The following is a 22,262-nucleotide window of genomic DNA, read 5'->3' on the forward strand; positions in this document are numbered from 1 at the left end:
TTTGATCTGCAGTCTACGGAGCCAAAATTCTCTGGGGACAAAGACAGGACCTCAGTGCCGCGGAACGGGACGCCTGCATTCCGGGAGCTGCCAGGGCTGCCGTCTGGCCGGGCAGGGGATGCGGGCCAAAAAGGCTCGACGGGCGCAGCCTGGGGGGCTAGAACCAGCCAAAACAGGTCCGGAGACATCATGAAGCCTACCAATCCGGTGTTCACCGGCATCAACACCACCGTGTTTGAGACCATGTCCCGTCTTGCAGCTGTCCATCAGGCAGTCAATCTCGGGCAGGGTTTTCCGGATGTGGACGGCCCGGAGGATATCCGCGCATTGGCAGCCCAGGCGCTGCAGGACGGGCCCAACCAGTATCCTCCGATGCTCGGCCTGCCAGAGCTGCGTGAAGCGGTGGCCGCCGCCAACAAGCGTTTCTACGGGCTGGAGATCGACCCGCACACGGAGGTGCTTGTCACCTCCGGGGCGACAGAAGCGCTCGCCGATTGCCTAATGGCGCTGGTTTCGCCCGGCGATGAGGTTGTTCTGATTGAGCCGCTTTATGATTGTTATTTGCCGCTGGTGCGCCGGGCCGGAGGCATTCCTGTGCGGGTGCGGGTGAAGCCGCCAAACTGGTCGCTGGATGAAAATGCGCTGCGGGCAGCTTTTTCGGAGCGGACCAAGGCGGTTTTGATCAACAACCCCATGAATCCGACCGCCAAGGTGTTTTCTGAAGCGGAGCTGCAGCTTATTGCGGGTCTCTGCCAAACCCATGATGCCTATGCGATTTGCGACGAAGTCTATGAGCATCTGGTTTTTGACGGCGCAGAGCACCGCCCCCTGATGGGCCTTGAGGGGATGCGCTCGCGCACGGTGCGCATCGGCTCGGCGGGCAAGACTTTTTCCCTGACCGGCTGGAAGGTCGGCTATGTGACCGGTCCGGCCCATCTGATCGACCCGATTGCCAAGGCGCACCAGTGGGTGACCTTCACCACACCGCCCAATCTTCAAAAGGCGGTTGCCTTCGGCCTGAACAAGGGCGACGACTATTATGACGGGCTGTCCAGCGACCTGATGGCCAAGCGGGACCGTATGGCGAAGGGACTGACGGGGCTGGGTTTCACGGTGCTTCCCTGCGCGGCGACCTATTTTTTGACCTGCGCCATTGACGGTCTGGGTCTTGGGGACACCGATGTGGAAGCCTGTGAACGGCTGGTGCGGGAGGCGGGCGTGGCGGCGGTGCCGGTCTCTGCGTTTTATGGCTCCGATGCGCCTACCGGCTATATCCGGTTCTGCTTCTGCAAGAAGGACTGGGTGATTGATGAGGCCATAGCGCGGCTGTCAGCCTTTTTGACTGCGGCGAGAAGCGAATCCGCATAGCGTTGGGCGGGAGTTTGCTGCCGGTTTGACCGGATGGCCGGGCGCGCTGACGGACGGGTACGCCTTGGACTTGAATTTGAAACAAGGAAGAAGACCGTCATGACCAATCCGGTTCTGGTGGATGTGACCCGTGGCGTGCTGAGTGAAAGCCGGCACCGGGGCAGTTTGGCGATTGTTGATACGGACGGCAAACTGGTCTGTGGTGTCGGCGATGCAGAGGCCCGGGTCTTTCCCCGCTCCGCCATCAAGGCCCTTCAGGCCCTGCCGCTGGTGGATTCGGGGGCTGCGGAGGCGCTTGATCTGACAGATGCGGAATTGTCGCTCGCCTGTGCCTCCCACAATGGTGAGGAGGTTCACGCCAACGCGGCGCGGGTGATGCTTCTGAAGGCTGGTTTGAGCGAAGAGGACCTGGAATGCGGGCCTCAATGGCCGCAGCGTATGGAAGATGCCGCCAAGCTGATCCTGGCCGACCAAACCCCGTGCGGCCTGCACAACAATTGCTCCGGCAAACATGCCGGCTTCCTGGGCCTGGCCAAAACGTTGGGGGTTGCGACCAAGGGCTACGTTGAGGCCGGTCATCCGGTCCAGCGGGAAGTGCGTCTGGTGATGGAGCAGATGACGGGTGACACGCTGAAGGAGGATATTTGCGGCACCGATGGCTGCTCGATCCCGACCTATGCCTCGCCCCTTAAGAGCTTTGCCAAAGCCTTTGCCGTCTTCGGCACCGGGGTTGGTTTGGAGCCGTTGCGTGCCGATGCGGCCCGGCAGATCTATGATGCCTGCATCAACGAGCCTTACATGGTCGCAGGCGCGGGCCGGTTCTGTTCCAAGGTCATGGAAACGTTCCGGGGCCGGGTCTTTGTCAAGACCGGGGCAGAGGGCGTCTTCTGTGCCTCCCTGCCGGAGCTTGGGTTCGGTGTTGCCCTGAAATGCGATGACGGTGCCACCCGGGCGGCCGAAGTGATGATGGCGACCATTCTGGAAGCGCTGTTGGATCTGAATGAAGACGAAGCGGAGCTGCTGGATAGTCTCATCAATCCTCCGGTCCTGACCCGGCGCGGCTTCCAGGCCGGGAAGATCCGGCCAACGGACGCGTTCCTGTCGGCCTTGAAGACCGCCTTCGCGTGAGTGGCTAAAATACTTGTTTTAGATCTGAATCTTGTGCGTTCTTTTTAATGTTACGCTTTAATTTTTCGGGGGAATGCCCCGGGAGGGTCCGGCCGGAATCCGGTGCGCCGTTTATGAGCGCACGCCGTCTCATGCGCTGATCTGGTTGCCCATGACAGTCAGATTGGCAAAGCGTGTGGTGCCGTTCAGTTCGCCCGTGGCCGGTTCCAGCCAGCGGTAGCCCCGGATGGCTCCGAGAGCGGAGCCCTGCACGATGTTGTTCGTGATCGTGGCCGGACCCGCGCCCTCCACCACCGTGATGGCGATGCCGGTGGTGCAGTCGCGCAGCACGTTTTGCGCCGCCGAGATGTTGCGCATGTAAGGCCCCCAGCCCAGCAGCATGCCGAAGCGCGGCGCCCCTTCAATAACGTTGCCGGTCAAGGTTGTGTCGGCTTCGGCCGCGATGCCGATGCCGAATCCGGAGACTTCCGGCGGATAGGGGCCGTCTTTGGAAATGTTGCGGATCAGATTGCCGGAACAGACCGAGAGGCGCCCGCCATCCATGAAATTGGCGATCGAAATGCCGGTGGTGGCGCCGTCGACAATGTTGTTGGCGATCACGGCCCCTTTGAAATTGAATTCCGAATAAATTCCCGTCTCGCCGGAGCGCAGACAGGAATTGCCCAGGATCTGCACATTCGAGCCCGTGTTGGAGCGGATGGCGGAAAAGGCGCAATCGGTGATGCGGTTGTTTGACACCATCACCCCGTGGGCGCGGAACACGTTGATGCCGTTGCCGAACTGGCCGGTGCCGCCATAGCGTGCACCGATCCGTTCGATCCGGTTGCCGGACACTAGAGTGCCGTCCTCGCCCTCCCGCCAGCGGTGGATCCAGATACCGCCATTGGCGCAGTCGCTGACCACGTTGCCGGTGATGGTCAGACCGTCCGCCTCGTTGGAGCGTAGGCCCGCTTCGGCGGCGCCATAGATCCGGCAATTCTCGACCCGGCCGGAACAGCGGTCGAGCACAATGCCCATTTTCGCCGATCCGGCAATGTCGCAATTGTCGAACGCCAGATTGCGCACGCCAATGAAATGCAGAAGCCCTTCGGTGAAATCGCCGATCGAGCGGTTGGCGCCGTCAAAGGTGAGGCCCTGAAGGCCGATATTGCTGACCCCTTCAGCGCGGATCAACTGGCCGCCGCCGCCCTGATAGACCAGCCGTGTGCGGCCCGGCACCCCGACAATCAGGCTGCCGGAGGGCAGGCGCAGATTGGCAACCGGATAGGTGCCGGCGGGCAGAAACAGGGCGCGGCCGCGCTCCACAGCCCGGTTCACGGCGTTCTGAAACTGGGCGGTTTGATCATCCGGTGCGTTCGGGATCAGGCCAAGGTCAGCGGAATCAATCGACCCCCGAAGATCGGCGACCTTCATCTGCGCAGCGGCCGCTGTGCCGGAAAGGCACAGGACTGTCCCGGCGAGGAACGCCCGGCGGCTCGGTTTTGACATATCACCCGTCATTCGCAGTGCCATTTGCTGTGACCGTCCCGGGATGGGATCAGTCTCGGATCTTCAGGATCTGATCAGCAAAGGGTGTGCCGGATGGCTTTTGTCCGACGGTACAGGCAGGTGAAGCGTCGCTTGCGCGTCGTTCAGGCGTGACAGGTTATTCGTATTGGCCTCACAGGCGCCGGGCGAGTTCCTGCAGCAGGCGAAGGGCGGCCTCTTCGATCACCGGATAGGCGGGCCGTGTGTCCCTGGGGCCCCTGGGCAGGGCCGGTACATGGACAAAGACGCTGGGGATGCCCGAGCCGAGGGAATCCCACAAAGTGGCGTTGCAAAGATAGGTGCCCGCATCGGTTGACAGATGCGCGGGCGTGCCCGCGCTGCGGGCCGCATCGCGCAGAGCGCGGGCAGGCAGCGGGGTGTATCTGGCTCTTTCCCCGCCAATCAACAATTCCGGCCTGTCAGGCGCCCGTCCAGCCGCATCCGGGCGCACGCGAATGGCCCGGTTGACCGCGCGGGTTTCGATATTGAGGGTGCGGCGGGTGCCGTCGACGCCAAAATGCACAATGGCATCCGGCGTGATCTTGCGCCGCAGTTTGTCTGTTACCGTTTGCCGCCCAGCCCAAGTGGTCGGCAGGACATGGAAGGAAAACGCCACCCCTGAGCTGAGATGGCCCAGCCGTTTCGGCAGGCGCTGCATCAGATACTGGGTTGGATTGACCGGTGCGCCGGGAAAGGGTGAAAATCCGGTCACAAGAACAGTTTTGGAAGGAGGTGTCATTCGTCCAGTCCCATCAGCCCGGCGAGTTCCTCCACGGCGAGCGAAACGGCCGTGGTGCCTGAGCGGACATTGTCTTCGAGGGTTTTCAGGCGGACCGCCGTCTTACGGTTGGTCTTCAGGGCGGCTGTCATGCGCTGCTGCAGGAGTTCCCACATCCAGGCCACCTGCTGACGGCTGCGCTTGTCCTGCCACTCGCCGCTGGCCTGCATGCGCTCCTGATAGATACCGATCTGCTGCCAGAGCGCATCGAGCCCTTCATTGGCCAGGCCGGAGATTGTGAGCACGGGCGGTGTCCAGTTGGGGGATTTGGGGGCAAGAATATGCAACGCGGCGCGGTAATCGGAGGCGGCTGAACGGGCTTTGAGAGTACCGTCCCCATCCGCCTTGTTGACCGCGATCATATCCGCAATTTCCAGAACGCCTTTCTTGATGCCCTGAAGCTCGTCCCCGGCGCCGGGAAGCATCAGAACGAGGAAAAAGTCGACCATGTCGGCCACGGTCGTCTCCGACTGGCCGATGCCGACAGTCTCCACCAGAATGACGTCGAACCCGGCGGCCTCGCATAAAAGCATGGTTTCGCGGGTCTTGGCGGCAACTCCGCCAAGCGTGCCGGCAGAGGGGGACGGGCGGATGAAAGCGTCCGGATCAGTCGCGAGGCGGGCCATCCGGGTCTTGTCGCCGAGGATCGATCCGCCGGTGCGTGTGGATGAAGGATCAACGGCGAGCACGGCCACCTTGTGGCCGCTGGCGGTCAGGTTGGAACCGAGCGTGTCGATGGTGGTCGACTTGCCAACGCCGGGCACCCCGGTGATGCCCAGACGCAAAGCCTTGCCGGTCAGGGGCAGCACGTCCTGAATCAGGCGCTGGGCCAGCTGGCGGTGGTCGGCTTTTTTGGATTCCACAAGCGTGATCGCCCGCGCCAAAGCGGCGCGATTGCCCGCCGTCAGATCCGCCGTCAGCCGTTTCGGATCCCGAATGTTTGCCGTTGAAGTCATTCCCAAGGCTTAAACCAGGATTCGGCAAAGGTCACCCGGGCTTTTGAGGGTAGGGCAGCCGATTGTCGGTGCTGCCTGTCCCAAACCTGAGAGCGCCTTCGCCGAAATCTGAGTGTCTCCACTCAAGACGGTTCTGCGGAACGGTCTTATCCTTTGTGCTCCTGACAAAGGACCGGTGAAGGCAGGTGCATGATTTTCGTGCCAGCCGGGGCCGGAGGCCTGCATTTGCAAGGCCTTTGGGAGCCGGCCGCCCCGTTTTTCCGGCGGCCTCAACATCATTTCATCAAGGATTGAAAGTCATGTTCAACTTTTTCCGGTTTTCGAGCCATGCCATTTTGGGCCTGTGCGCCCTGTCCGGCTCCAGCGTCCTTGCGCTGGCCTGCAGCTTGCCCGCTGACCGCCCCCATGAACGGGGTCATGCGCTGGCAGCGGGTCTGTCGGCACAAACCTTTGTGGACACTGTGGCCGGGACGCTCGGCGATGATGTAATGGGGTATGGGGTCATCTTAAGGGACCCGGAGGGCCGGATAGTGGCCCATGTGACCCATGGCTGGGCCCAGTCGCCTTGTGAAACCACTGGCGGGCGGCCCTTCGGCCTCAACACGGTCACCCCCTGGGGCAGCGTTACCAAAATGGTGACCACGGCAGCGGTTCTCAACAAGATCAGGCGGTTCGGCAGCAAAACGCTGGACGACCGCATGGCCGATTATCTGCCCTTGAGATGGCAGCCGGGCTGTGACGGCTCCGGTGATTGCTGGCGCGATGTCAAAATCCGGCATTTGCTTGCCTATCAGGGCGGGTTCCGGGGCTCGGTGAACACGCCTTACAGTATCCGTTTTCAAAGCGGGACGACCGAGCGCCCCGTGGGAGAGCGCAAATACAGCAATGAGAATTTCGGAGTGTGGAACTATATGGGCGCTTTTTTCGCGGAAGGGCGGATGCGCCGGATCGATAACGCCTATGACGGGCCGCAGGCCTCTTATGATGCGGTCATGTTTACCGCAACGCGGGGCATCTGGACCGACTACCTGAAAAATCAGGTCTATGATCCGCTGGGCATTCGAGGGGCTTGCGCGGCCGTGGATTTTGCCGGGCCGGACCACGTTCTGCTTTATAACTACAAGCAGGGCGACGGTGCGGATGAAACCGGATACAAGCCCAATCCCGTGGATACGCCCAATTGCACCTCCGGCGGCATTGTCATGAGCCTTCGGGACATGAGCGTCTTCACCCATGCCCTTGCCAACACGGGCAAGGTGATCCGCAAGCGGCAGTTCCGCAATCATCTGTCGCGTACGGATGACGATGTTCTCGGCTGGAACGGCAGCCGGGCGACCACGGATGGGCGCATGTATTTCAAGGCCGGGGCCTCGACCAAACAGGGCGGCCACCTGGGGGCGCATGCCATGGCTTTTTCAAGCGGGTATACGGCGGTGATTGCGACCAATTCGTTTCCGCGCGAAGGCACCACCTGGAAACGCCATCTGGTCATACGCGACGCCTATAACGCGGCTGTCGCAGCGGCCTCCGGCACTCTGACCGGCAACTAAGGCAAGTCGCGCTCCAGGGCGCGCACTCCTGAAAATATTCGCTGAGACACAGTGAAAGCCCCGGCGGGTGCCGGGGCTTTCTGAGCTGATCAGGCACGCGGCCGTCCAGTGCGGGTCTCCCAATAGAGGGCCCCGGCAAAAAGGGTCAGATCTTAGGCGTCCATAAAATGCGCTGAAGTTCCGCGTCGAAGAGCTCCTTGGACGGCGGCAGACGGTCGAACGGGCCCTTGTAGCCCGGAATGGCATAGACCAGTTCCACATTCGGGTGGCCGGTTGATTTGCAGATCGCCATGCCGCGCCACAGGTTCTTGCCCACCCGGCAGTCAGCGCTGGCGCTGCCGATTTCGGAGAAGGTCATGCCGATCCGCTCGCCATTGGGGCCCTGCAGATGGTGGGTGACCCCATGGACCGACCGCACCTTGCCGTCCTTGCCCTTGAAGACCTGCAGCACCTGGAACCCGTCGGAATTGAAGGCGGCCAGGGCCCATTCGGTCCGGTCTTCCTCGGCGGTCTGAATACCTTCAGCGGTAAAGCCAGGCAGGGCGGTTTCAATAGATTTCGGCCCATAAGCGGTTTCCGGGGTGATGCCGCCGACACTGTCTTCAGTGATCTGAACCAGGGTCACATTCGATGTCTGCACCAGACTGTTGGGTTTGCTGTCAAAATCGGCCGTCGGCGAGCAGGCTGCAGCGGCAAGAGCTGCGAAAAGAACGGGGGCAAGGGAAAGACAAAGACGCATGGACACACAAGTATATGAAAGGGGCCGCGTTTCAGGCGCTGTTTCAACACGTGTTTAACGGCCCGGGATGAATTTGCAATTGGTCAAACCGCTGCTGTGGAAAAGGCTCCGGCTTGTCCGGTGGATGAAAAGAAGTCTGCTGCCAAAGAAAGGCGGCCAGAACGTGTCGCCTTCCTCCGGGATCAAACCAATTTGTCTTGCGCGCCGACGCTTCTCAAGTCAGGCAGAGAAAGGCAAATCCGATGAAACGCGATTTGTTCTAGATGTCGGACCGGGCAATCCATTTCGGCGTTTGGGGCGGTTCATAGGCTTTGAAGAGATCGAGCAGGGCCTCCGGGGTCGCGGCAATCTGGGCCATGTTGCGCATAGCAGGTTTGGTGAATCCTTCCCGGGTCTGGTGGTCCAGAAACGCGATCAGCTGGTCGTAATAGCCTTCAATGTTCAAAAAACCGCAGGGTTTCTGGTGATAGCCAAGCTGGCCCCAGGTCCAGACCTCGAAGATTTCCTCCAGGGTGCCGACACCGCCCGGAAGCGCAATGAAACCGTCGGAGAGATCGGCCATCATCGCCTTGCGCTCATGCATGGAGCCCACCAGATGCAATTCGCTCAAGCCCTCGTGGCCGATTTCCTTCTCCTTCAGCGAGTGGGGCAGAACCCCGATCACCTCGCCGCCAGCGGCGAGCGCCGCATCGGCAACGGTGCCCATCAGCCCCACCTTGGCGCCGCCATAAACAAGCTTGTAGCCGTTTTCGGCGAGCATGCGCCCGGTGTTGCTGGCCACCGTTGAATAGGTTTCAAGCGCCCCATAGCTGGAGCCGCAAAATACACAGATGGATTTCATGTCAATCCTTCTTTTGCACACAGGGTCTGCTTCGGGCAGGCGGACCGGCCAGAGGTCCGCCGCAATGGGCCTCACGTTTTGGACAATTCGTCCAGCACCCGGGCCCAGGAGCGGATGCCCTTCTGGAAGCTGGTCAGATTGTATTTCTCATTGGGTGAATGGATCTGGTCGTCTTCCAGGCCAAAGCCAATCATCAGCGTGTCCATGCCAAGCATGCGCTTGAAGTCGCCCACAATCGGGATGGACCCGCCCATGCCGGTCAACGCGGCTTCCTTGCCCCATTCGTTTTTCAGCGCGGTGGCCCCCTTTGCCAGAGCGGGCATGGCGAAATCAAGCCGCAGGGCCGGGCTGCCTTCCTTGGCGATGAACTCCACCGAACAATCCGCCGGGATTTTTGAACGCACATAGGCCCGGAAACTTTCCTGAATCTTGTCCGGATCCTGATCGCCTACAAGGCGGAATGTGAATTTGGCATGGGCTTCTGCAGGAATGACAGTTTTGGAGCCTGCGCCCTGATAGCCGCCCCACATGCCGTTCACTTCAACGGTCGGGCGGGACCAGATATGTTCCAGCGGCTTGCGGCCGGTTTCCCCACGCGGGTATTTCAGGCCAACGTCTCCGAGGAAATCCTCAACGGAAAAGCCGAGGCCATCCCACATTTTGCTGACATCTTCGGGCAGCTCGATCACGCCGTCATAAAAGCCGGGCAGGGTGATCCGGCCGGTCTCGTCATGAAGGCCGGCAATGACATTGGCGACAATGTGGTTCGGGTTCTGGGCGGAGCCGCCATACATGCCCGAATGCAGGTCCCGGCTGGCGGCCCGCACGATGATTTCGTCCCCGACCATGCCGCGCAGCATGACGGAGATTGCCGGTGTTTCCGCGTTCCACATGCCCGTGTCGCAGACCAGGGCGAGGTCGCAGGTCAGCTCGTCCTTGTTGGCGGTCAGGAAGGGATGCAGGGACGGCGAGCCGGATTCCTCCTCCCCCTCGAACAGGATGGAGACATCAATCGGCAGATCGCCGGTTTCCTCAATATAGGCCCGGGCCGCCTCGACAAAGGTCATCAATTGGCCCTTGTCGTCGGAAGAGCCGCGGGCAACGATGATCTTGCTGCCGTCTTCGCGGGTCTTGATGCTGGGCTCGAACGGGTCCTGGTCCCAAAGCTCAAGAGGGTCGACGGGCTGGACGTCATAGTGGCCGTAAAACAGAACATGCGGTCCCGTCTTGCCCGATTTGCGGTGGCCAACGACCATGGGGTGGCCGGCCGTGTCACGCACGGAGGCGTCAATGCCGATGCTGTTCAGCTCTGCGGCAAGCCACTCTGCGGCTTCCCGGCAGGGCGCAGCATAGGCGGGGTCGGTGGAAATGCTCTTGATCTTGAGGAGGTCGAACAGTCGGTCGAGGCTGGCGTCGAAATTGGCGTCCACACGCGCCAAGACCTTGTCGATGGAACTCATGATGGGTCCTTGAATTTTATTCGAAAGCGGCCGTGCTTAACAACGGCCTTACAGAAGACACCTAACAGGCCATATCGTAGCAAAAATCGCAATTGGTAAGTTACGCCATCCCCCGCAACGAGGGGCGGGAGAAAGGCCTGGCCACCGGTGTGCGTGTCGCGGTCCTTCGGGTTCAACCAGTTTTGTCTTTTCCGCTGAAATCTTTGATATCCGGCAGCGAAAGACACTTCCAAAACAAAGCCGATTTGTTCTAGGCGGCTTGCGTGCGCGGGTTTTCCGTGTGCCCGGGCTGCGCCAGTGGTTCCGGGCCCGGCAATCCCCCATCCTTGCCCAGATAAACGGTGGAGGACGGAAAGGCAAAGTCGGAGCCGCAGTCTGCGACGATGTCATGAATTGCAAACAGCAGCTCTTCCTGGATTTCCAGATAGGCATCCATCGCGGGGGCAGTCACATACGCATAGATGTCGATGGTCTGGGCATAGTCATCAAAGCTGACGAGCCGCACGCGCAAGGGCGTTTCCTCGACTTTCTCATGGGCCGTGAGATAGGCGCAGATCCGGTCCAGCAGCGTTCTCATCACCTCAGGCGAGGTTTCGTAGCGCAGGCCGATCTTGTGGCGGAAATGGAATTTGTCCCGGTAGCTGTAATTCACGATCTTGCGCTTGGCGAGATCCGCGTTGGAAATGGTGATCAACGTCCGGTCCAGGGCACGGATTCGGGTTGAGCGGATACCGATCGCTTCCACGGTGCCCGACAGGCCGTCAAATTCGCAATATTCGCCGACACGTACCATGCGGTCCGCATAAAGAATGATCCCGCCGATCAGGTTTTCGATTGTTGGCTGGGCCGCCAGGGCGATAGCCAGCCCTCCGACCCCGAGACCGGCGATCACACCATAGATGGGAATGCCGATCTGAGTGGCTCCATAGCCGAGCACGAACAGGGAAATGGCGAGAGAACCAACCCGGAAACCTGTGCGCATCAGGCTGGCATCCAGGCTTGCCCTTGCAGCGCCAGGGGCCTGCACGAACCAGACATAAATGAGTTCCAGGGCCCTGTAGACCAGCCATGCGGTTGCGGACCAGACCAGGGCGGTGGTGGCTGTGCTGATCATCTGCAAGGGCATGCCGCTAATATTGATCTGGTTTTCGCAAAGATAACGGAACAGCATCGCCCCGCCGATCACCGCAGCAGGCCGCAACAGTGCCTGAAGAGCGCGGGCGCGCTCGGAAACGGACACCGGCCGCCACCGTTTCCAGCGCAGGTACATACTGACGGACCCCAGATAAAACAGGCTGACCAGACACAGGCCCAGCCATTGCCAATAGGCCTGGTCGGCGAACTGGTTGTGCAGCCAGGCGGGCCCGGCTTTCAAAAGGCTGTACCAGCGCGGTGCGATCAGATTCCCGGGGGTGTAGATGTAATAGGCAAATAGATCCTCCCCTCTGTCCGCGCGCAAGGGCAGTTCCTTGACGATCGCATAATCTTCAGGAATCCGGGCGACGGAGTCATCGGAAAAGAGATAGTGCCCCTGGCGCTCGCCCTGGGTCTGCCGGACAAGACGCAAGCTGGTGCCTGGAATTGTCCATTGCTCGGGAAGGTTGTCCCCTTTGAAGGGCGTGCGGAAGGTGCCGGCGGTTTCACCTGGAACCGCGGTCAGATCAATGGACGGAATCCGGTCCAGAATTTCCTGCAGCTGCAGTACCAGTTCTATCCCCGCCCGGGCCCGGGTTGTCTGGGGAAGCTCCGACAGATCCAAGGTGCGTTCTGCTTTTTCCATCAGCGCATCAATCAGGACAACCTGATCTTTCTGCGCGTCTGTCAGGAAGATATCGCTGCCGTCTTCATAGGATTTGCGCACGTTCTGCCACAGGACGCTGACTTCCCCCATGATGAACCGGAAGCTTTCCAGCGTGGCGCGGGGGCTGGCCGTGTCGGGCGGGGAAATTGGATTGTCGCGCAAAAATGCGCGGGCCTGCTCCAGCCGGGCTGGGTTGAGCACCGTACTCTGCTTGTTGAGGCTTTTGGCATCCGCCTCTGCCCGGACACTGGCTGCGGACAGCGAAAGCGCAGCACCGGCAAGGACCAACACCACTAGGCCGTGGCGTCGGGCGTCTCTTAAGAGGGCCATGATGAAGCGGCGGGAAAAGATGGTCTGAAACGGCATCCTGCAATCCGTGTCTTGGAAGGTCCCGTAAGAATACGTCTGATAGGTAATTATCTGGTTAGCAGGATTGGAGGGATGTTTGTGCCGTATGCCCCTGGGGGACATGGCAGGCAGCGGCCACGGATGTGGAGGATCAGATCCCGGCAGATCTTGTCAGCGGGCCTTTTGCGGTCACGATGATCTCAACCCGCACCGGGCCGAGGACCTCTTCCAGCCGGTCTGACATCTCTGCCTGAAACCTGTCGATCTCTTCGGCCCGCACCGGCCGTCCGGGATCGGTGTAGATGGCTGCATAATGCATGCGGCCAGCCTGGAGAACAGCAGAGCGCTGCAGCTTGAAGCCGTTTTCCCGGCACAGGTCCCGCGCGCTGCGCAAAACTTTGGCATGGGTACCGCCCGGGGCGCTGACCCCTGCCAGATCCGCAAGGGTTGTGCGGAACGCGCCAAGCGGTTGCCAGACAATCACCGAAATCAGGACAAGGACGATCACCGCATCCCCAATCGGTAAATAGGGGGCGAGAAACGTGTCTTTCAGATAAGGCAGCGACAGCAGGGCGGCGCCCGCGCCCACGCTGAGGGCACCATCGATCAGGGCGGCCTGGGCCTCGGTCTTCAAAAGGGCGCTGCGTCCGCCGGTTTTGCGGAAGGCGCGGTAGTAGACGAAGGAAAGAGCAAAACAGATGACAATGATCACAGTCATATAGACCACGATCGGGCCGAAGATGAGGTCCGGAACGGTGCCTCCGCTTAGGAAGGTCCAGATCTTGGCGCCCGAGACAATGGCAGCGAATACCAGGATGCCCACAAGGATCAGGCTGCGGAAGGTGACATAGAGCACTTCCTCAAAATCGTGGCCCCAGGGATGGCGGCGGCTTGGCGGCTGGGCCACCCTTGCGCCGATGCGGGCGGCGGCAATCGCGGAGAGGAAATTGACCGCCGAATAAAGACCGTCCACCAGCATGGCATCGGAACGGGACAGCCAAGCGGTCACAAGACCTGCGAAAGCCATGAAAAGATTGGCCCATTTTCCGATGGCAAGGGCGCGGTGCTCGGTCTCCCGGTGGCCGGCTGATGCGGGCATTGCCGTCTAGTTGCCCCGCTTGAGCGATCCCAGAAGGCCGCGTACCAGGGCCCGGCCCAGGGAGGAGCCGAGACTTCTGGCGGCCGATTTCAATCCGGCCTCCAGCACGGTGTCCCTCTGGCTCTTGCGTTTGTTGCGCCGGTCCACACTGTCCCGGCGGGGCCGGTCGTCCCGGCCGAAATCCGGCAGCTGAAAGCCGGAGCGGCCGCGTCTCGGGGTGCCGTGCTTGCGGGCGTGGCCGTCTTCCTTCTCCTGTTGGCGGTGCTCCTGGCGCTGGGCTTCTTCCGCCCGGGCCATCAGCACCTCATAGGCGGAGGTGCGGTCCTTGGCACGCTCATAAAGGCCGAAGACCGGGCTGGACTGGATCAGGGTGCGCCGCTCGGCCTGGGACACCGGACCGAGCCGGGAAGATGGCGGGCGGATCAGCGTCCGCTGTACCACGGAGGGAATGCCTTTTCCTTCCAGGGTCGAGACCAGAGCCTCTCCGACACCCAGCTCTGTGATCACCCGCTCCGTGTCCAGATCCGGATTGGGACGGAAGGTTTCGGCCGCCGCCCGCACCGCCTTTTGATCGCGCGGTGTGAAGGCGCGCAGGGCGTGTTGGATGCGGTTTCCAAGCTGGGCCAGAACGGTTTCGGGGATGTCGAGCGGATTCTGGGTGACAAAATAGACGCCGACGCCTTTGGAGCGGATCAGGCGGACAACCTGTTCCACCTTCTCCACCAGGGCCTTGGGAGCGCCGGAAAAGAGCAGATGAGCTTCGTCGAAAAAGAAGACCAGCTTTGGTTTTTTCGGGTCGCCGACTTCCGGCAGTTCCTCAAACAGCTCCGACAGCAGCCACAGCAGGAAGACGGCATAGAGCCTGGGGGAGGTCATCAGCTTGTCGGCCGCCAGAATGTTGACGAGCCCGCGCCCGTCCGGGGCCGTGCGGATGAAATCCCGGATGTCGAGGGAGGGCTCTCCGAAGAAGTTCTCGCCGCCCTGGCGCTCCAGAACCAGCAGCCGCCGCTGGATCGCGCCGACAGAGGCTTTGGAAACATTGCCATAAAGGGTGGACAGTTCGGAAGCGCGTTCGGCCACATGGGCGAGCATGGCCCTCAGGTCCTTCAGGTCCAGAAGCAGCAGCCCTTCGTCATCGGCCAGCTCAAAAAGGACATTCAGCACCCCTTCCTGGGTATCATTCAGTTCCAGAAGGCTGGACAGAAGCAGGGGGCCGATCTCCGATATAGTGGTGCGGATCGGATGGCCCTGTTCCCCCAAAAGGTCCCAGAAGACGGCCGGAAACGCGTTGTAGGAGTAGTCTTTTGCGAGCCCGACCTCTTCAGCGCGCTTTTCCAGAAAGTCCTTGGACACCCCGTCGGCCGCCAGACCGGAGAGATCCCCCTTGATATCGGCGCAAAAGACCGGCACCCCGGCTTTCGAAAAGCCTTCTGCCAGGATCTGAAGGGAGACGGTTTTGCCTGTGCCCGTGGCACCTGCGATCAATCCGTGCCGGTTGGCAAGTTTCAGTGCCAGCGTCTCGTCCTTGGTGCTGGCGCCGATGAAAATGCTGTCTATGTCCGTCACGGATACCCCCGAATCTCACCACCTGTTTTGTTCCAAACCTAGAACCTTTCTCTGCGCAATTGAACCGCAAAGGATGTGCGGGCTGCGCACAAAAAAGGCCCGTCCTCTGAAGAGCTGGCCATCGACGGGGCGGGGCAAAGGGAGGTATAGAAACGCGCGGTCAATTTTAAGACCGTCATGGTGAAAAGCATTAAAACCTGGAGAATGACATGGATGAGCTCATCAACCGGATTATCGCAGCGGCCGGGATCGATGAAGACCTGGCGAGAAACGCGGTTGGGATCATTCTCGGCTTTCTGGACAAGGAAGGCCCCGAGGACAAGATGCAGATGATTTTCGATGCGCTGCCTGGTGCGGCCGAGCTTGTGGCAGCCCGTGCGGAAGCTGGGTCCGGCGGCGGTCTTCTGGGAGGGCTTGGCAGCATGATGGGCGGTGGCATGGGCGCCATGGCTGCCTTGAGCGAACTGAACAGTGCCGGACTTGATATGGGTGGTGTGCAAAGTGTTGCCAAAGAACTCATTTCTTATGCTAAGGAAAAGGCAGGGGACGACGTTGTTGATGAAGTGGTTTCAAAAATTCCGGGGCTGAGCCAAGTCCTCTGAGTGCCTTAAGGTTCTACCGCCGGTCATACAGGGAGTTCAGTGCGCATGTCTTATTCGATCGATGAAATCGAGGGCATTGGCCCGACTTACGCAGCAAAGCTGGGCGAAGTGGGTATCAAGACAACGGACGCTTATCTTGAGCGCGCAAAGGACCCGAAAGGCCGCAAGGCCCTGGAGGACGAAACCGGCATTGACGGCAAACGCATCCTCAAATGGGCGAATATGGCCGACCTGATGCGCATCAGCGGTGTGGGCGAGGAATATTCGGAGCTGCTGGAAGCGGCCGGTGTGGATACCGTGAAGGAGCTGAAGCACCGTAACGCTGCCAATCTGGCCGAAAAAATGAAGGAAGTGAACGAGGAAAAGAGCCTCGTGCGTCAGGTGCCGAGCGAGAGCCAGGTGACCAAATGGGTGGAGCAGGCCAAGGAACTTGCCCCGATGATGACCTATTAGAGCATAGCGCGTTTTCGGATTTGCCTGCCGTTGCCTGACATCAGAGATTTCAGGGCGAAAGCCAAAACAGCTTCAATCCGGAGGACCGCAGCTTGCGCTGGAAGCGTTCTTTCCGGCCCAAATTAAAAAGGCCCGCCTTACCGGCGGGCCTTTGATTTCAAGGTGAACTTGTGCCTTTGGGGTCAGACGCTGATCTGTCCGTAACGCAGGGCTTCCACGACCGTGTGGGTCTTGTTGGATGCGTTCAGCTTGACGCTGGCATTTTGCAGATGGGCGTGGACGGTCCGCTGGGAAATGTCCAGAACATCCGCAATTTCGCCGGCCGTCTTGCCATAGGCTGTCAGTTCAAGAACCCGGCGTTCGCGGGTCGACAGGGCACCGGGACGCTGTCCGGACACAATCCCCAGCTCCCGAAGCCGCGAGAACGCGGCTGCCGACAGAACCTCCAGGTTGGACAGGTCATACTTGTTGACCTGAAGGGAGGGGCCGCTGGCAAAGACGAAAGCCTGGAACGGGTAAAGCTCGGTCACCGGAACCACGACGATCTGGCTGCCTTCCCCGGCAGAGGCCAGAAGATCGGAATGTTCCATATCGCCTGCGGAGATGGTCCACACGCGAGCCCGGTTTGAGCCGAGGCCAAGCATCAGGGCGCTGTCATTGGCGGACAATGACGTGCTTTCGATCCCGTCATTGCGCTGATCGGGCCACCGGAAGCGCTGAACCAGATTGTCGATGGGCCGGTTCGGCATCGGCAGACCGGTAATCAGAATGTGAGTTGCCCCCATGCGGCGCAGATTGGATTCCAGAATATCCAAAACGTGGTGGGCCGCATTTGCTTCCGAAATTGCTCTCAGTTTGCTTTTCAATTCGCTTTGATCAAGCATTGTGCACATCCTTGGCGGTTCACTTCCCGCTCGTTTGCGGACAGGGCCATTGAAGGCCGTGGCCGCTGATGGGTAACGAAAGGTCATATCTTCGACTCTCCTGACAAAGATACGAACCTGACGCTGCGCATTTTATAGAGGGTACAAATTCCCATGCGTCAGCAAGATAACGCTACAATATAATTGATGATCATACCAATAGGGAAAACACACAAAGTTTGCGAAATCCGCCAAATATTTGATTTTTTATCAAATTGTGAAATTTTGAACTTTTCGCATAGGTTGTTGTTCCGGCGGCGTTTCTTTCAGAGAAGCGCGATTGTTGCGCTTTGCTTTCTTTTCAAGGCGCTGGTGCGTCCGGATATCCACTGGTGACGTGAAAGACCTGGCCACGCTCCGCCGTTGCCTGTCTCATGCGGGTCTGTGCTGCCGGGTTGTTGAGCAGACGCTGCATCAAAATGAGGCCGCGGTGAAACCTTACCCTTTGTGCTGAGTTGCCAAGCATTCTGGGCGGGATTATGACCATGAGCCAACAAGGATGACCCGCAAGCTGCGCCTCCTGTGCGCTTATTATAAGGAGTGGTTCTGGCCAGGTCAGGTGGCTGCAGGCGCTCAAAACGCACAGACCTTTCAGAGCGCGGGCGGTCTGAGGGCTGTTTTATCATGAGCCCGACGTTACAATGCCACGCGAGGGAGGCGTGCGATGCCACTCAGTTTTACCGGACCAGACAGCTTTTTTTCCGCCGATGAAGAGGCCTGGTGGGCGGCTGTGGATAAAGCGCTCAAGGGCATGGCGCGGGAAAAGCTCTATTCAGCAACCGAAGACGGGTTTCAGATCGCTCCGCTTTATGCGGGCCGGCGGGACACGCCCGCCCGGCAGCTCCGGCAAGATAGGCATGGCTGGACCATTTCTCAGCGGATCGATATTCCCGGCCCGGCGCAGGCAAACCGGCAGATCCTGGACGACCTGGAAGGTGGGGCAAACGGACTTGAGCTTGTTTTTGCTGGCGCTGCGGCCTCAGGGGGGCTTCAGGTTGCGGATCTGGACGGGCTTGAGACGCTGCTGGCCGGTGTTCTGCCGAACCTGATCCGGATCCGGGTCGATGGTGGTTCGGCGACCTGGCAAGCAATCGCCCTTTTGCTGGCGCATCTGGACAAGATCGGGACCGACCCGGCAGCAGTGGCCATCAGTGCCGCGCGTGATCCGTTTGAGTTTCTGGCCAGATCCCACTCTTCCGCGTCCGGCCCGCATAAAGAGATGGAAGCTGCCATTGATACGGCGCTTGCGGCCCGGGACTGGCGTGCATGCGTGCGTGCCCTGGCGGCGGACGGCATTGTCTGGCATTCGGCCGGGGCTACACCGGCCCAGGAGCTGGGTCTTGTTCTGGCCTCCGCAATTGCACAGATGCGTACTCTGGAACAGACGCCTTTCGCACCACAGGACTGGGCCGGGCAGATTTCCTTCAGTCTTGCGGCGGATGCGGACCAGTTCGGCACGATTGCCAAGGCTCGGGCACTGCGTGCTCTTTGGGCCAGCGTTCTGGACGGAGCGGGCCTGCCTCAGGCACCCGCCTATCTGCATATGACCACATCCTTTAGGATGCTCACCCAGAAAGATCCTTGGGTCAATCTTCTCAGGAACACGGTCGCAGTGTTTGCCGCCGGGGTTGGAGGGGCGGACAGCGTGTGTGTGCTGCCCCATACCTATGCCGTCGGGCTTCCGGAGGGTCTGGCGCGGCGGCTGGCCCGCAACACCCAGGCGATCCTTCTGGAAGAAAGCAGCCTGGCCAAGGTCATGGATCCGGCTGCCGGAGCCGGGGCGGTGGAGGACCGGACAGAAACCTTGTGCGCTGCCGCTTGGGAGGTGTTTCAGGAGATTGAGGCGGCGGGCGGTCTGGCCCAGGCGGTGCGGCAGGGGCTGGTGCAGACACGTCTTGAGGCGGCGAAGGCAGATCTGGCGCTCAAGATTGCCACCCGCAAACGGGCGGTTACCGGGGTCAGCGAGTTTCCGAACCTGAGCGAAAAGCCGGTGGCGGTCCTTGAGACCGGCGGCAGCGCGGGGGAGGGAGACGGGAAACCGGTGCCTGTAGACCTGCCGCCGCCGGGCAAAGGCGCGTGGACACAGGCGCTGGTGGCGGCCGCTCTGGACGGCAAGGCGATGCCGGGGCTTGGTCAAGTGGCGTTCGGGCCAAAGTCTGTGGCACTTGATCAGCACAGCCTGTCCCCCATGCGGCTGGCTGAGCCCTTTGAAACGCTGCGTCGGTCTGCCAAGCAGCTTGAAGAGAAAACCGCCCGGAGGCCGGTCGTGTTTCTGGCGAGCCTGGGTCCCCTGTCGCAGTTTACTGCACGGGCCACATGGACGGCCAATGCCTTTGCTGCCGGCGGCCTTGGCAGTGTCGAGGCGGCCGTTTATGCAAGTCTGGACGACCTGGTGGCAGCTTTTCAGGAAAGCGGGGCGGTTCTGGCCTGCCTGGTGTCTTCCGATGCGGTTTACAAGGACGAGGCGGTCCCGGCCGCCCGAGCCCTCAAGGCCGCCGGAGCGCATCATTTATATCTGGCTGGCCGTCCGGGAGAGCAGGAAGCGGGCTGGACAGCGGCAGGCGTCGACACATTTCTATATGCCGGGGGCGATCTGCTGGCGCTGCTGGCAGAGGCGCAAACCAGTTTCGCGCGCGCGCATGGACTGACCCCAACCGATCTGGAGGTTCCGGCATGAGCAGGATCCCGAATTTTTCCGAAAAGCCGTTCCGCAACAGGCTGCAGGCGGCAGAAACCGGAGGCGCGGACACTTGGCACACCCCGGAAGGGATTGATGTAGCGTCCGCCTATGGCGCCCCGGATCTGGAAGGGTTCGCCCATCTGGACACGTGGCCCGGGCTGGCCCCGTTCCTGCGCGGGCCCTATCCGACCATGTATGTGCAGCAGCCCTGGACCGTGCGCCAATATGCGGGCTTCTCGACGGCGGAAGATTCCAACGCTTTCTACCGGCGCAATCTGGCCGCTGGGCAAAAGGGGCTTTCGGTGGCTTTCGATCTGGCTACCCACCGGGGTTATGACAGCGACCACCCGCGTGTCGCCGGGGATGTGGGTATGGCCGGGGTGGCCATTGACTCCATCTATGACATGCGCACGCTCTTTTCGGGCATTCCGCTCGACAAGATGAGTGTTTCCATGACCATGAACGGTGCCGTCCTGCCGGTGCTGGCGCTCTATATTGTGGCTGCGGAGGAACAGGGCGTTGCCCAGGCGGATCTGTCCGGGACCATTCAGAATGACATTCTGAAGGAATTCATGGTCCGCAACACCTATATCTATCCGCCCCAGCCGTCGATGCGGATCATTTCCGACATCTTCAAATTCACCTCCCAGAACATGCCCCGGTTCAACTCGATCTCGATTTCCGGCTATCACATGCAGGAAGCCGGGGCGACGGCGGATCTGGAGCTGGCCTATACCATTGCGGACGGCATTGAATATGCCCGCGCCGGGGTGGCTGCCGGTATGGATATCGACCGGTTTGCGCCGCGCCTGTCTTTCTTCTGGGCCATCGGCATGAATTTCTTCATGGAAGTGGCTAAGCTCCGGGCCGCCCGCCTGATCTGGGCAACCCTGATGGAAGAGAATTTCCAGCCCAAGAACCCCAAGTCCCTGTCACTTCGAACCCATTCCCAAACATCTGGCTGGTCCCTAACCGCCCAGGACGTTTTCAACAATGTGATGCGCACCTGCGTGGAGGCGATGGCGGCCACGCAGGGCCATACCCAGTCGCTGCACACCAATGCGCTGGATGAGGCGCTGGCCCTGCCGACGGATTTCTCGGCCCGGATTGCCCGCAACACCCAGCTGTTCCTGCAGCAGGAAAGCGGGACGACCAAGGTGATCGACCCCTGGGGCGGCTCCTATTATGTGGAGAAGCTGACGGCGGATCTGGCCGAAAAGGCCATGGCGCATATCCGTGAGGTCGAGGGTCTTGGCGGCATGGCCAAAGCGATCGAGAAGGGCATTCCGAAGCTGCGGATCGAAGAGGCGGCGGCGAAAACCCAGGCCCGGATCGACAGCGGCACTCAGACCGTGGTGGGCGTCAACAAGTTCAAACCGGATAGTGAAGAGGCGATTGACGTTCTGAAAGTCGACAATGCCCAGGTCAGGGCCGCCCAGATCGACAAGTTGAAGCGGCTGCGGGCGGAACGGAACGAGGCGGACACTCAGGCTGCGCTTGAGGCCTTGACCCGGTGCGCCCAGACCGGCGAAGGCAATCTTCTGGACCTGTCCGTCAAGGCTGCACGGGCCAAGGCAACGGTGGGGGAAATTTCGCTCGCCATGGAAAAGGTCTTTGACCGGCACAAGGCGGAAATCAAGTCCATTGCCGGTGTCTACAAACGGGAGGCAGGAGCCATGTCCGGGACCCTTGAAAAGGTGCAGAAGCTGGTCGAGGTTTTTGAGGAAAACGACGGCCGCCGCCCGCGTATTCTGGTCGCCAAGATGGGCCAGGACGGCCACGACCGGGGCCAGAAGGTGATTGCCTCGGCCTTCGCCGATCTGGGCTTTGACGTGGATATTGGCCCGCTGTTCCAGACCCCGGAAGAAGCGGCCCGCCAGGCAGTGGAGAACGACGTTCACGTTGTGGGCGTCTCGTCCCTTGCCGCCGGTCACCTGACGCTGGTTCCGGCCTTGAAAACGGCTCTCGCACAAGAGGGGCGGGAAGACATCATGATCGTGGTGGGAGGTGTGGTTCCGCCCCAGGATTATGAGGCGCTCTACCAGTCCGGCGCTGCGGCCATTTTCCCGCCGGGCACCGTCATTGCCGAGGCGGCTATTGGTCTCATTGGCAAGCTGAACGAGCAGCTGGGCTACGGTCCGGCGCAAGCGGCGGAATAGACGTTCGGACCGAAGGGATGGCTGGCTATTTTGTCAGCCGTCTTTCTTTGATGCATCCTCAAAGATCAGAATGTCGCCCGGCTGGCAGTCGAGCGCTTCGCAGATTTTCTCCAGCGTGTCGAAGCGCACGCCCTTCACCTTGCCGGATTTCAGCAACGACACATTCTGTTCCGTGATGCCAATGCGTTCGGCCAGCTCCTTGGAGCGCATCTTGCGCCGGGCAAGCATCACATCAAGTTCAATGATTATCGGCATGTCCGGGCCATGAGAGCTTGAGGGGCCAG

The 22,262-nt window shown here is 60.7% G+C and carries 18 protein-coding genes; 7 read left to right on the forward strand and 11 right to left on the reverse strand.

The window, feature by feature from the left end; all coding sequences use genetic code 11:
* The first annotated feature begins 189 nt into the window (after positions 1–189).
* Together ACXAH0_RS08970 and ACXAH0_RS08975 are read left to right on the forward strand one after the other, a co-directional pair.
* Complete coding sequence (locus tag ACXAH0_RS08970) at positions 190–1,368, forward strand: aminotransferase (protein WP_475190405.1); 1,179 nt, start codon at positions 190–192, stop codon at positions 1,366–1,368.
* A 99-nt stretch (positions 1,369–1,467) separates the two neighbouring features.
* Positions 1,468–2,496, forward strand: coding sequence for an asparaginase (locus tag ACXAH0_RS08975; RefSeq protein WP_475190408.1), 1,029 nt, complete (start codon positions 1,468–1,470; stop codon positions 2,494–2,496).
* 129 nt (positions 2,497–2,625) lie between these two features.
* Here ACXAH0_RS08975 and ACXAH0_RS08980 read toward each other — a convergent pair whose 3' ends face one another.
* The 3 genes from ACXAH0_RS08980 to meaB form a co-directional block, all read right to left on the reverse strand.
* A complete protein-coding gene (locus tag ACXAH0_RS08980) occupies positions 2,626–3,984 on the reverse strand; it encodes a TIGR03808 family TAT-translocated repetitive protein (protein ID WP_475190412.1) in 1,359 nt (452 codons plus the stop codon).
* Between the two features lie 172 nt (positions 3,985–4,156).
* The gene (locus tag ACXAH0_RS08985; RefSeq protein WP_475190416.1) at positions 4,157–4,762 is read right to left on the reverse strand and encodes a pyroglutamyl-peptidase I; all 606 of its coding nucleotides are present in this window, start codon (positions 4,760–4,762) and stop codon (positions 4,157–4,159) included.
* Complete coding sequence (meaB, locus tag ACXAH0_RS08990) at positions 4,759–5,757, reverse strand: methylmalonyl Co-A mutase-associated GTPase MeaB (protein WP_475174401.1); 999 nt, start codon at positions 5,755–5,757, stop codon at positions 4,759–4,761. Before meaB ends, ACXAH0_RS08985 begins: the two co-directional genes overlap by 4 nt.
* A gap of 299 nt (positions 5,758–6,056) precedes the next feature.
* Here meaB and ACXAH0_RS08995 point away from each other — a divergent pair, with 299 nt between their 5' ends.
* Positions 6,057–7,307, forward strand: coding sequence for a serine hydrolase domain-containing protein (locus tag ACXAH0_RS08995; protein ID WP_475174402.1), 1,251 nt, complete (start codon positions 6,057–6,059; stop codon positions 7,305–7,307).
* Positions 7,308–7,452: 145 nt separating this feature from the next.
* On the opposite strand, the gene ACXAH0_RS09000 is transcribed toward ACXAH0_RS08995, so the two are convergent.
* The 6 genes from ACXAH0_RS09000 to ACXAH0_RS09025 form a co-directional block, all read right to left on the reverse strand.
* Positions 7,453–8,046 (reverse strand): DUF1131 family protein, encoded by a 594-nt coding sequence (locus ACXAH0_RS09000; RefSeq protein ID WP_475190419.1) that lies wholly within the window; start codon positions 8,044–8,046, stop codon positions 7,453–7,455.
* A 259-nt stretch (positions 8,047–8,305) separates the two neighbouring features.
* Positions 8,306–8,887 (reverse strand): LOG family protein, encoded by a 582-nt coding sequence (locus ACXAH0_RS09005; protein ID WP_475174405.1) that lies wholly within the window; start codon positions 8,885–8,887, stop codon positions 8,306–8,308.
* Between the two features lie 71 nt (positions 8,888–8,958).
* Entirely contained in the window at positions 8,959–10,347 is a 1,389-nt protein-coding gene (locus tag ACXAH0_RS09010; protein ID WP_475190423.1) for a dipeptidase, read from the reverse strand.
* Positions 10,348–10,597: 250 nt separating this feature from the next.
* The gene (locus ACXAH0_RS09015) at positions 10,598–12,514 is read right to left on the reverse strand and encodes a mechanosensitive ion channel family protein (RefSeq protein ID WP_475190427.1); all 1,917 of its coding nucleotides are present in this window, start codon (positions 12,512–12,514) and stop codon (positions 10,598–10,600) included.
* Positions 12,515–12,647: 133 nt separating this feature from the next.
* A complete protein-coding gene (locus ACXAH0_RS09020) occupies positions 12,648–13,595 on the reverse strand; it encodes a cation efflux transmembrane domain-containing protein (protein ID WP_475190431.1) in 948 nt (315 codons plus the stop codon).
* Between the two features lie 6 nt (positions 13,596–13,601).
* A complete protein-coding gene (locus tag ACXAH0_RS09025; protein ID WP_475190434.1) occupies positions 13,602–15,161 on the reverse strand; it encodes a helicase HerA-like domain-containing protein in 1,560 nt (519 codons plus the stop codon).
* Positions 15,162–15,370: 209 nt separating this feature from the next.
* On the opposite strand from ACXAH0_RS09025, the gene ACXAH0_RS09030 reads away from it, so the two are divergent.
* Together ACXAH0_RS09030 and ACXAH0_RS09035 are read left to right on the forward strand one after the other, a co-directional pair.
* Positions 15,371–15,763 (forward strand): DUF2267 domain-containing protein, encoded by a 393-nt coding sequence (locus ACXAH0_RS09030; protein ID WP_475174415.1) that lies wholly within the window; start codon positions 15,371–15,373, stop codon positions 15,761–15,763.
* Positions 15,764–15,808: 45 nt separating this feature from the next.
* Entirely contained in the window at positions 15,809–16,216 is a 408-nt protein-coding gene (locus tag ACXAH0_RS09035; RefSeq protein ID WP_475174416.1) for a DUF4332 domain-containing protein, read from the forward strand.
* Between the two features lie 182 nt (positions 16,217–16,398).
* On the opposite strand, the gene ACXAH0_RS09040 is transcribed toward ACXAH0_RS09035, so the two are convergent.
* Positions 16,399–17,100 carry a LuxR C-terminal-related transcriptional regulator gene (locus ACXAH0_RS09040; protein ID WP_475174418.1) on the reverse strand — a complete coding sequence of 234 codons (702 nt, stop codon included), beginning with the start codon at positions 17,098–17,100 and terminating at the stop codon, positions 16,399–16,401.
* A 703-nt stretch (positions 17,101–17,803) separates the two neighbouring features.
* Between ACXAH0_RS09040 and ACXAH0_RS09045 the strand changes: the two genes are divergently transcribed.
* Together ACXAH0_RS09045 and scpA are read left to right on the forward strand one after the other, a co-directional pair.
* Positions 17,804–19,816, forward strand: a complete 2,013-nt coding sequence (locus ACXAH0_RS09045) for a methylmalonyl-CoA mutase family protein (RefSeq protein WP_475190439.1) — start codon at positions 17,804–17,806, stop codon at positions 19,814–19,816.
* Positions 19,813–21,978 (forward strand): methylmalonyl-CoA mutase, encoded by a 2,166-nt coding sequence (gene scpA / locus ACXAH0_RS09050; RefSeq protein ID WP_475190442.1) that lies wholly within the window; start codon positions 19,813–19,815, stop codon positions 21,976–21,978. The genes ACXAH0_RS09045 and scpA overlap by 4 nt, the downstream gene beginning before the upstream one ends.
* A 33-nt stretch (positions 21,979–22,011) precedes the next feature.
* On the opposite strand, the gene ACXAH0_RS09055 is transcribed toward scpA, so the two are convergent.
* Complete coding sequence (locus ACXAH0_RS09055; RefSeq protein WP_475174424.1) at positions 22,012–22,233, reverse strand: helix-turn-helix domain-containing protein; 222 nt, start codon at positions 22,231–22,233, stop codon at positions 22,012–22,014.
* Between the last annotated feature and the right edge of the window lie 29 nt (positions 22,234–22,262).

It is taken from the genome of Roseibium sp. AWQ4_290, assembly GCF_056160985.1.

Coding starts and splice junctions, on each gene's coding strand:
- ACXAH0_RS08970 (WP_475190405.1), top strand. CDS start 190: ATGAAGCCTACCAATCCGGTGTTCACCGGCATCAACACCACCGTGTTT.
- ACXAH0_RS08975 (WP_475190408.1), top strand. CDS start 1,468: ATGACCAATCCGGTTCTGGTGGATGTGACCCGTGGCGTGCTGAGTGAA.
- ACXAH0_RS08980 (WP_475190412.1), bottom strand. CDS start 3,984: ATGTCAAAACCGAGCCGCCGGGCGTTCCTCGCCGGGACAGTCCTGTGC.
- ACXAH0_RS08985 (WP_475190416.1), bottom strand. CDS start 4,762: ATGACACCTCCTTCCAAAACTGTTCTTGTGACCGGATTTTCACCCTTT.
- meaB (WP_475174401.1), bottom strand. CDS start 5,757: ATGACTTCAACGGCAAACATTCGGGATCCGAAACGGCTGACGGCGGAT.
- ACXAH0_RS08995 (WP_475174402.1), top strand. CDS start 6,057: ATGTTCAACTTTTTCCGGTTTTCGAGCCATGCCATTTTGGGCCTGTGC.
- ACXAH0_RS09000 (WP_475190419.1), bottom strand. CDS start 8,046: ATGCGTCTTTGTCTTTCCCTTGCCCCCGTTCTTTTCGCAGCTCTTGCC.
- ACXAH0_RS09005 (WP_475174405.1), bottom strand. CDS start 8,887: ATGAAATCCATCTGTGTATTTTGCGGCTCCAGCTATGGGGCGCTTGAA.
- ACXAH0_RS09010 (WP_475190423.1), bottom strand. CDS start 10,347: ATGAGTTCCATCGACAAGGTCTTGGCGCGTGTGGACGCCAATTTCGAC.
- ACXAH0_RS09015 (WP_475190427.1), bottom strand. CDS start 12,514: ATGCCGTTTCAGACCATCTTTTCCCGCCGCTTCATCATGGCCCTCTTA.
- ACXAH0_RS09020 (WP_475190431.1), bottom strand. CDS start 13,595: ATGCCCGCATCAGCCGGCCACCGGGAGACCGAGCACCGCGCCCTTGCC.
- ACXAH0_RS09030 (WP_475174415.1), top strand. CDS start 15,371: ATGGATGAGCTCATCAACCGGATTATCGCAGCGGCCGGGATCGATGAA.
- ACXAH0_RS09035 (WP_475174416.1), top strand. CDS start 15,809: ATGTCTTATTCGATCGATGAAATCGAGGGCATTGGCCCGACTTACGCA.
- ACXAH0_RS09040 (WP_475174418.1), bottom strand. CDS start 17,100: ATGCTTGATCAAAGCGAATTGAAAAGCAAACTGAGAGCAATTTCGGAA.
- ACXAH0_RS09045 (WP_475190439.1), top strand. CDS start 17,804: ATGCCACTCAGTTTTACCGGACCAGACAGCTTTTTTTCCGCCGATGAA.
- scpA (WP_475190442.1), top strand. CDS start 19,813: ATGAGCAGGATCCCGAATTTTTCCGAAAAGCCGTTCCGCAACAGGCTG.
- ACXAH0_RS09055 (WP_475174424.1), bottom strand. CDS start 22,233: ATGCCGATAATCATTGAACTTGATGTGATGCTTGCCCGGCGCAAGATG.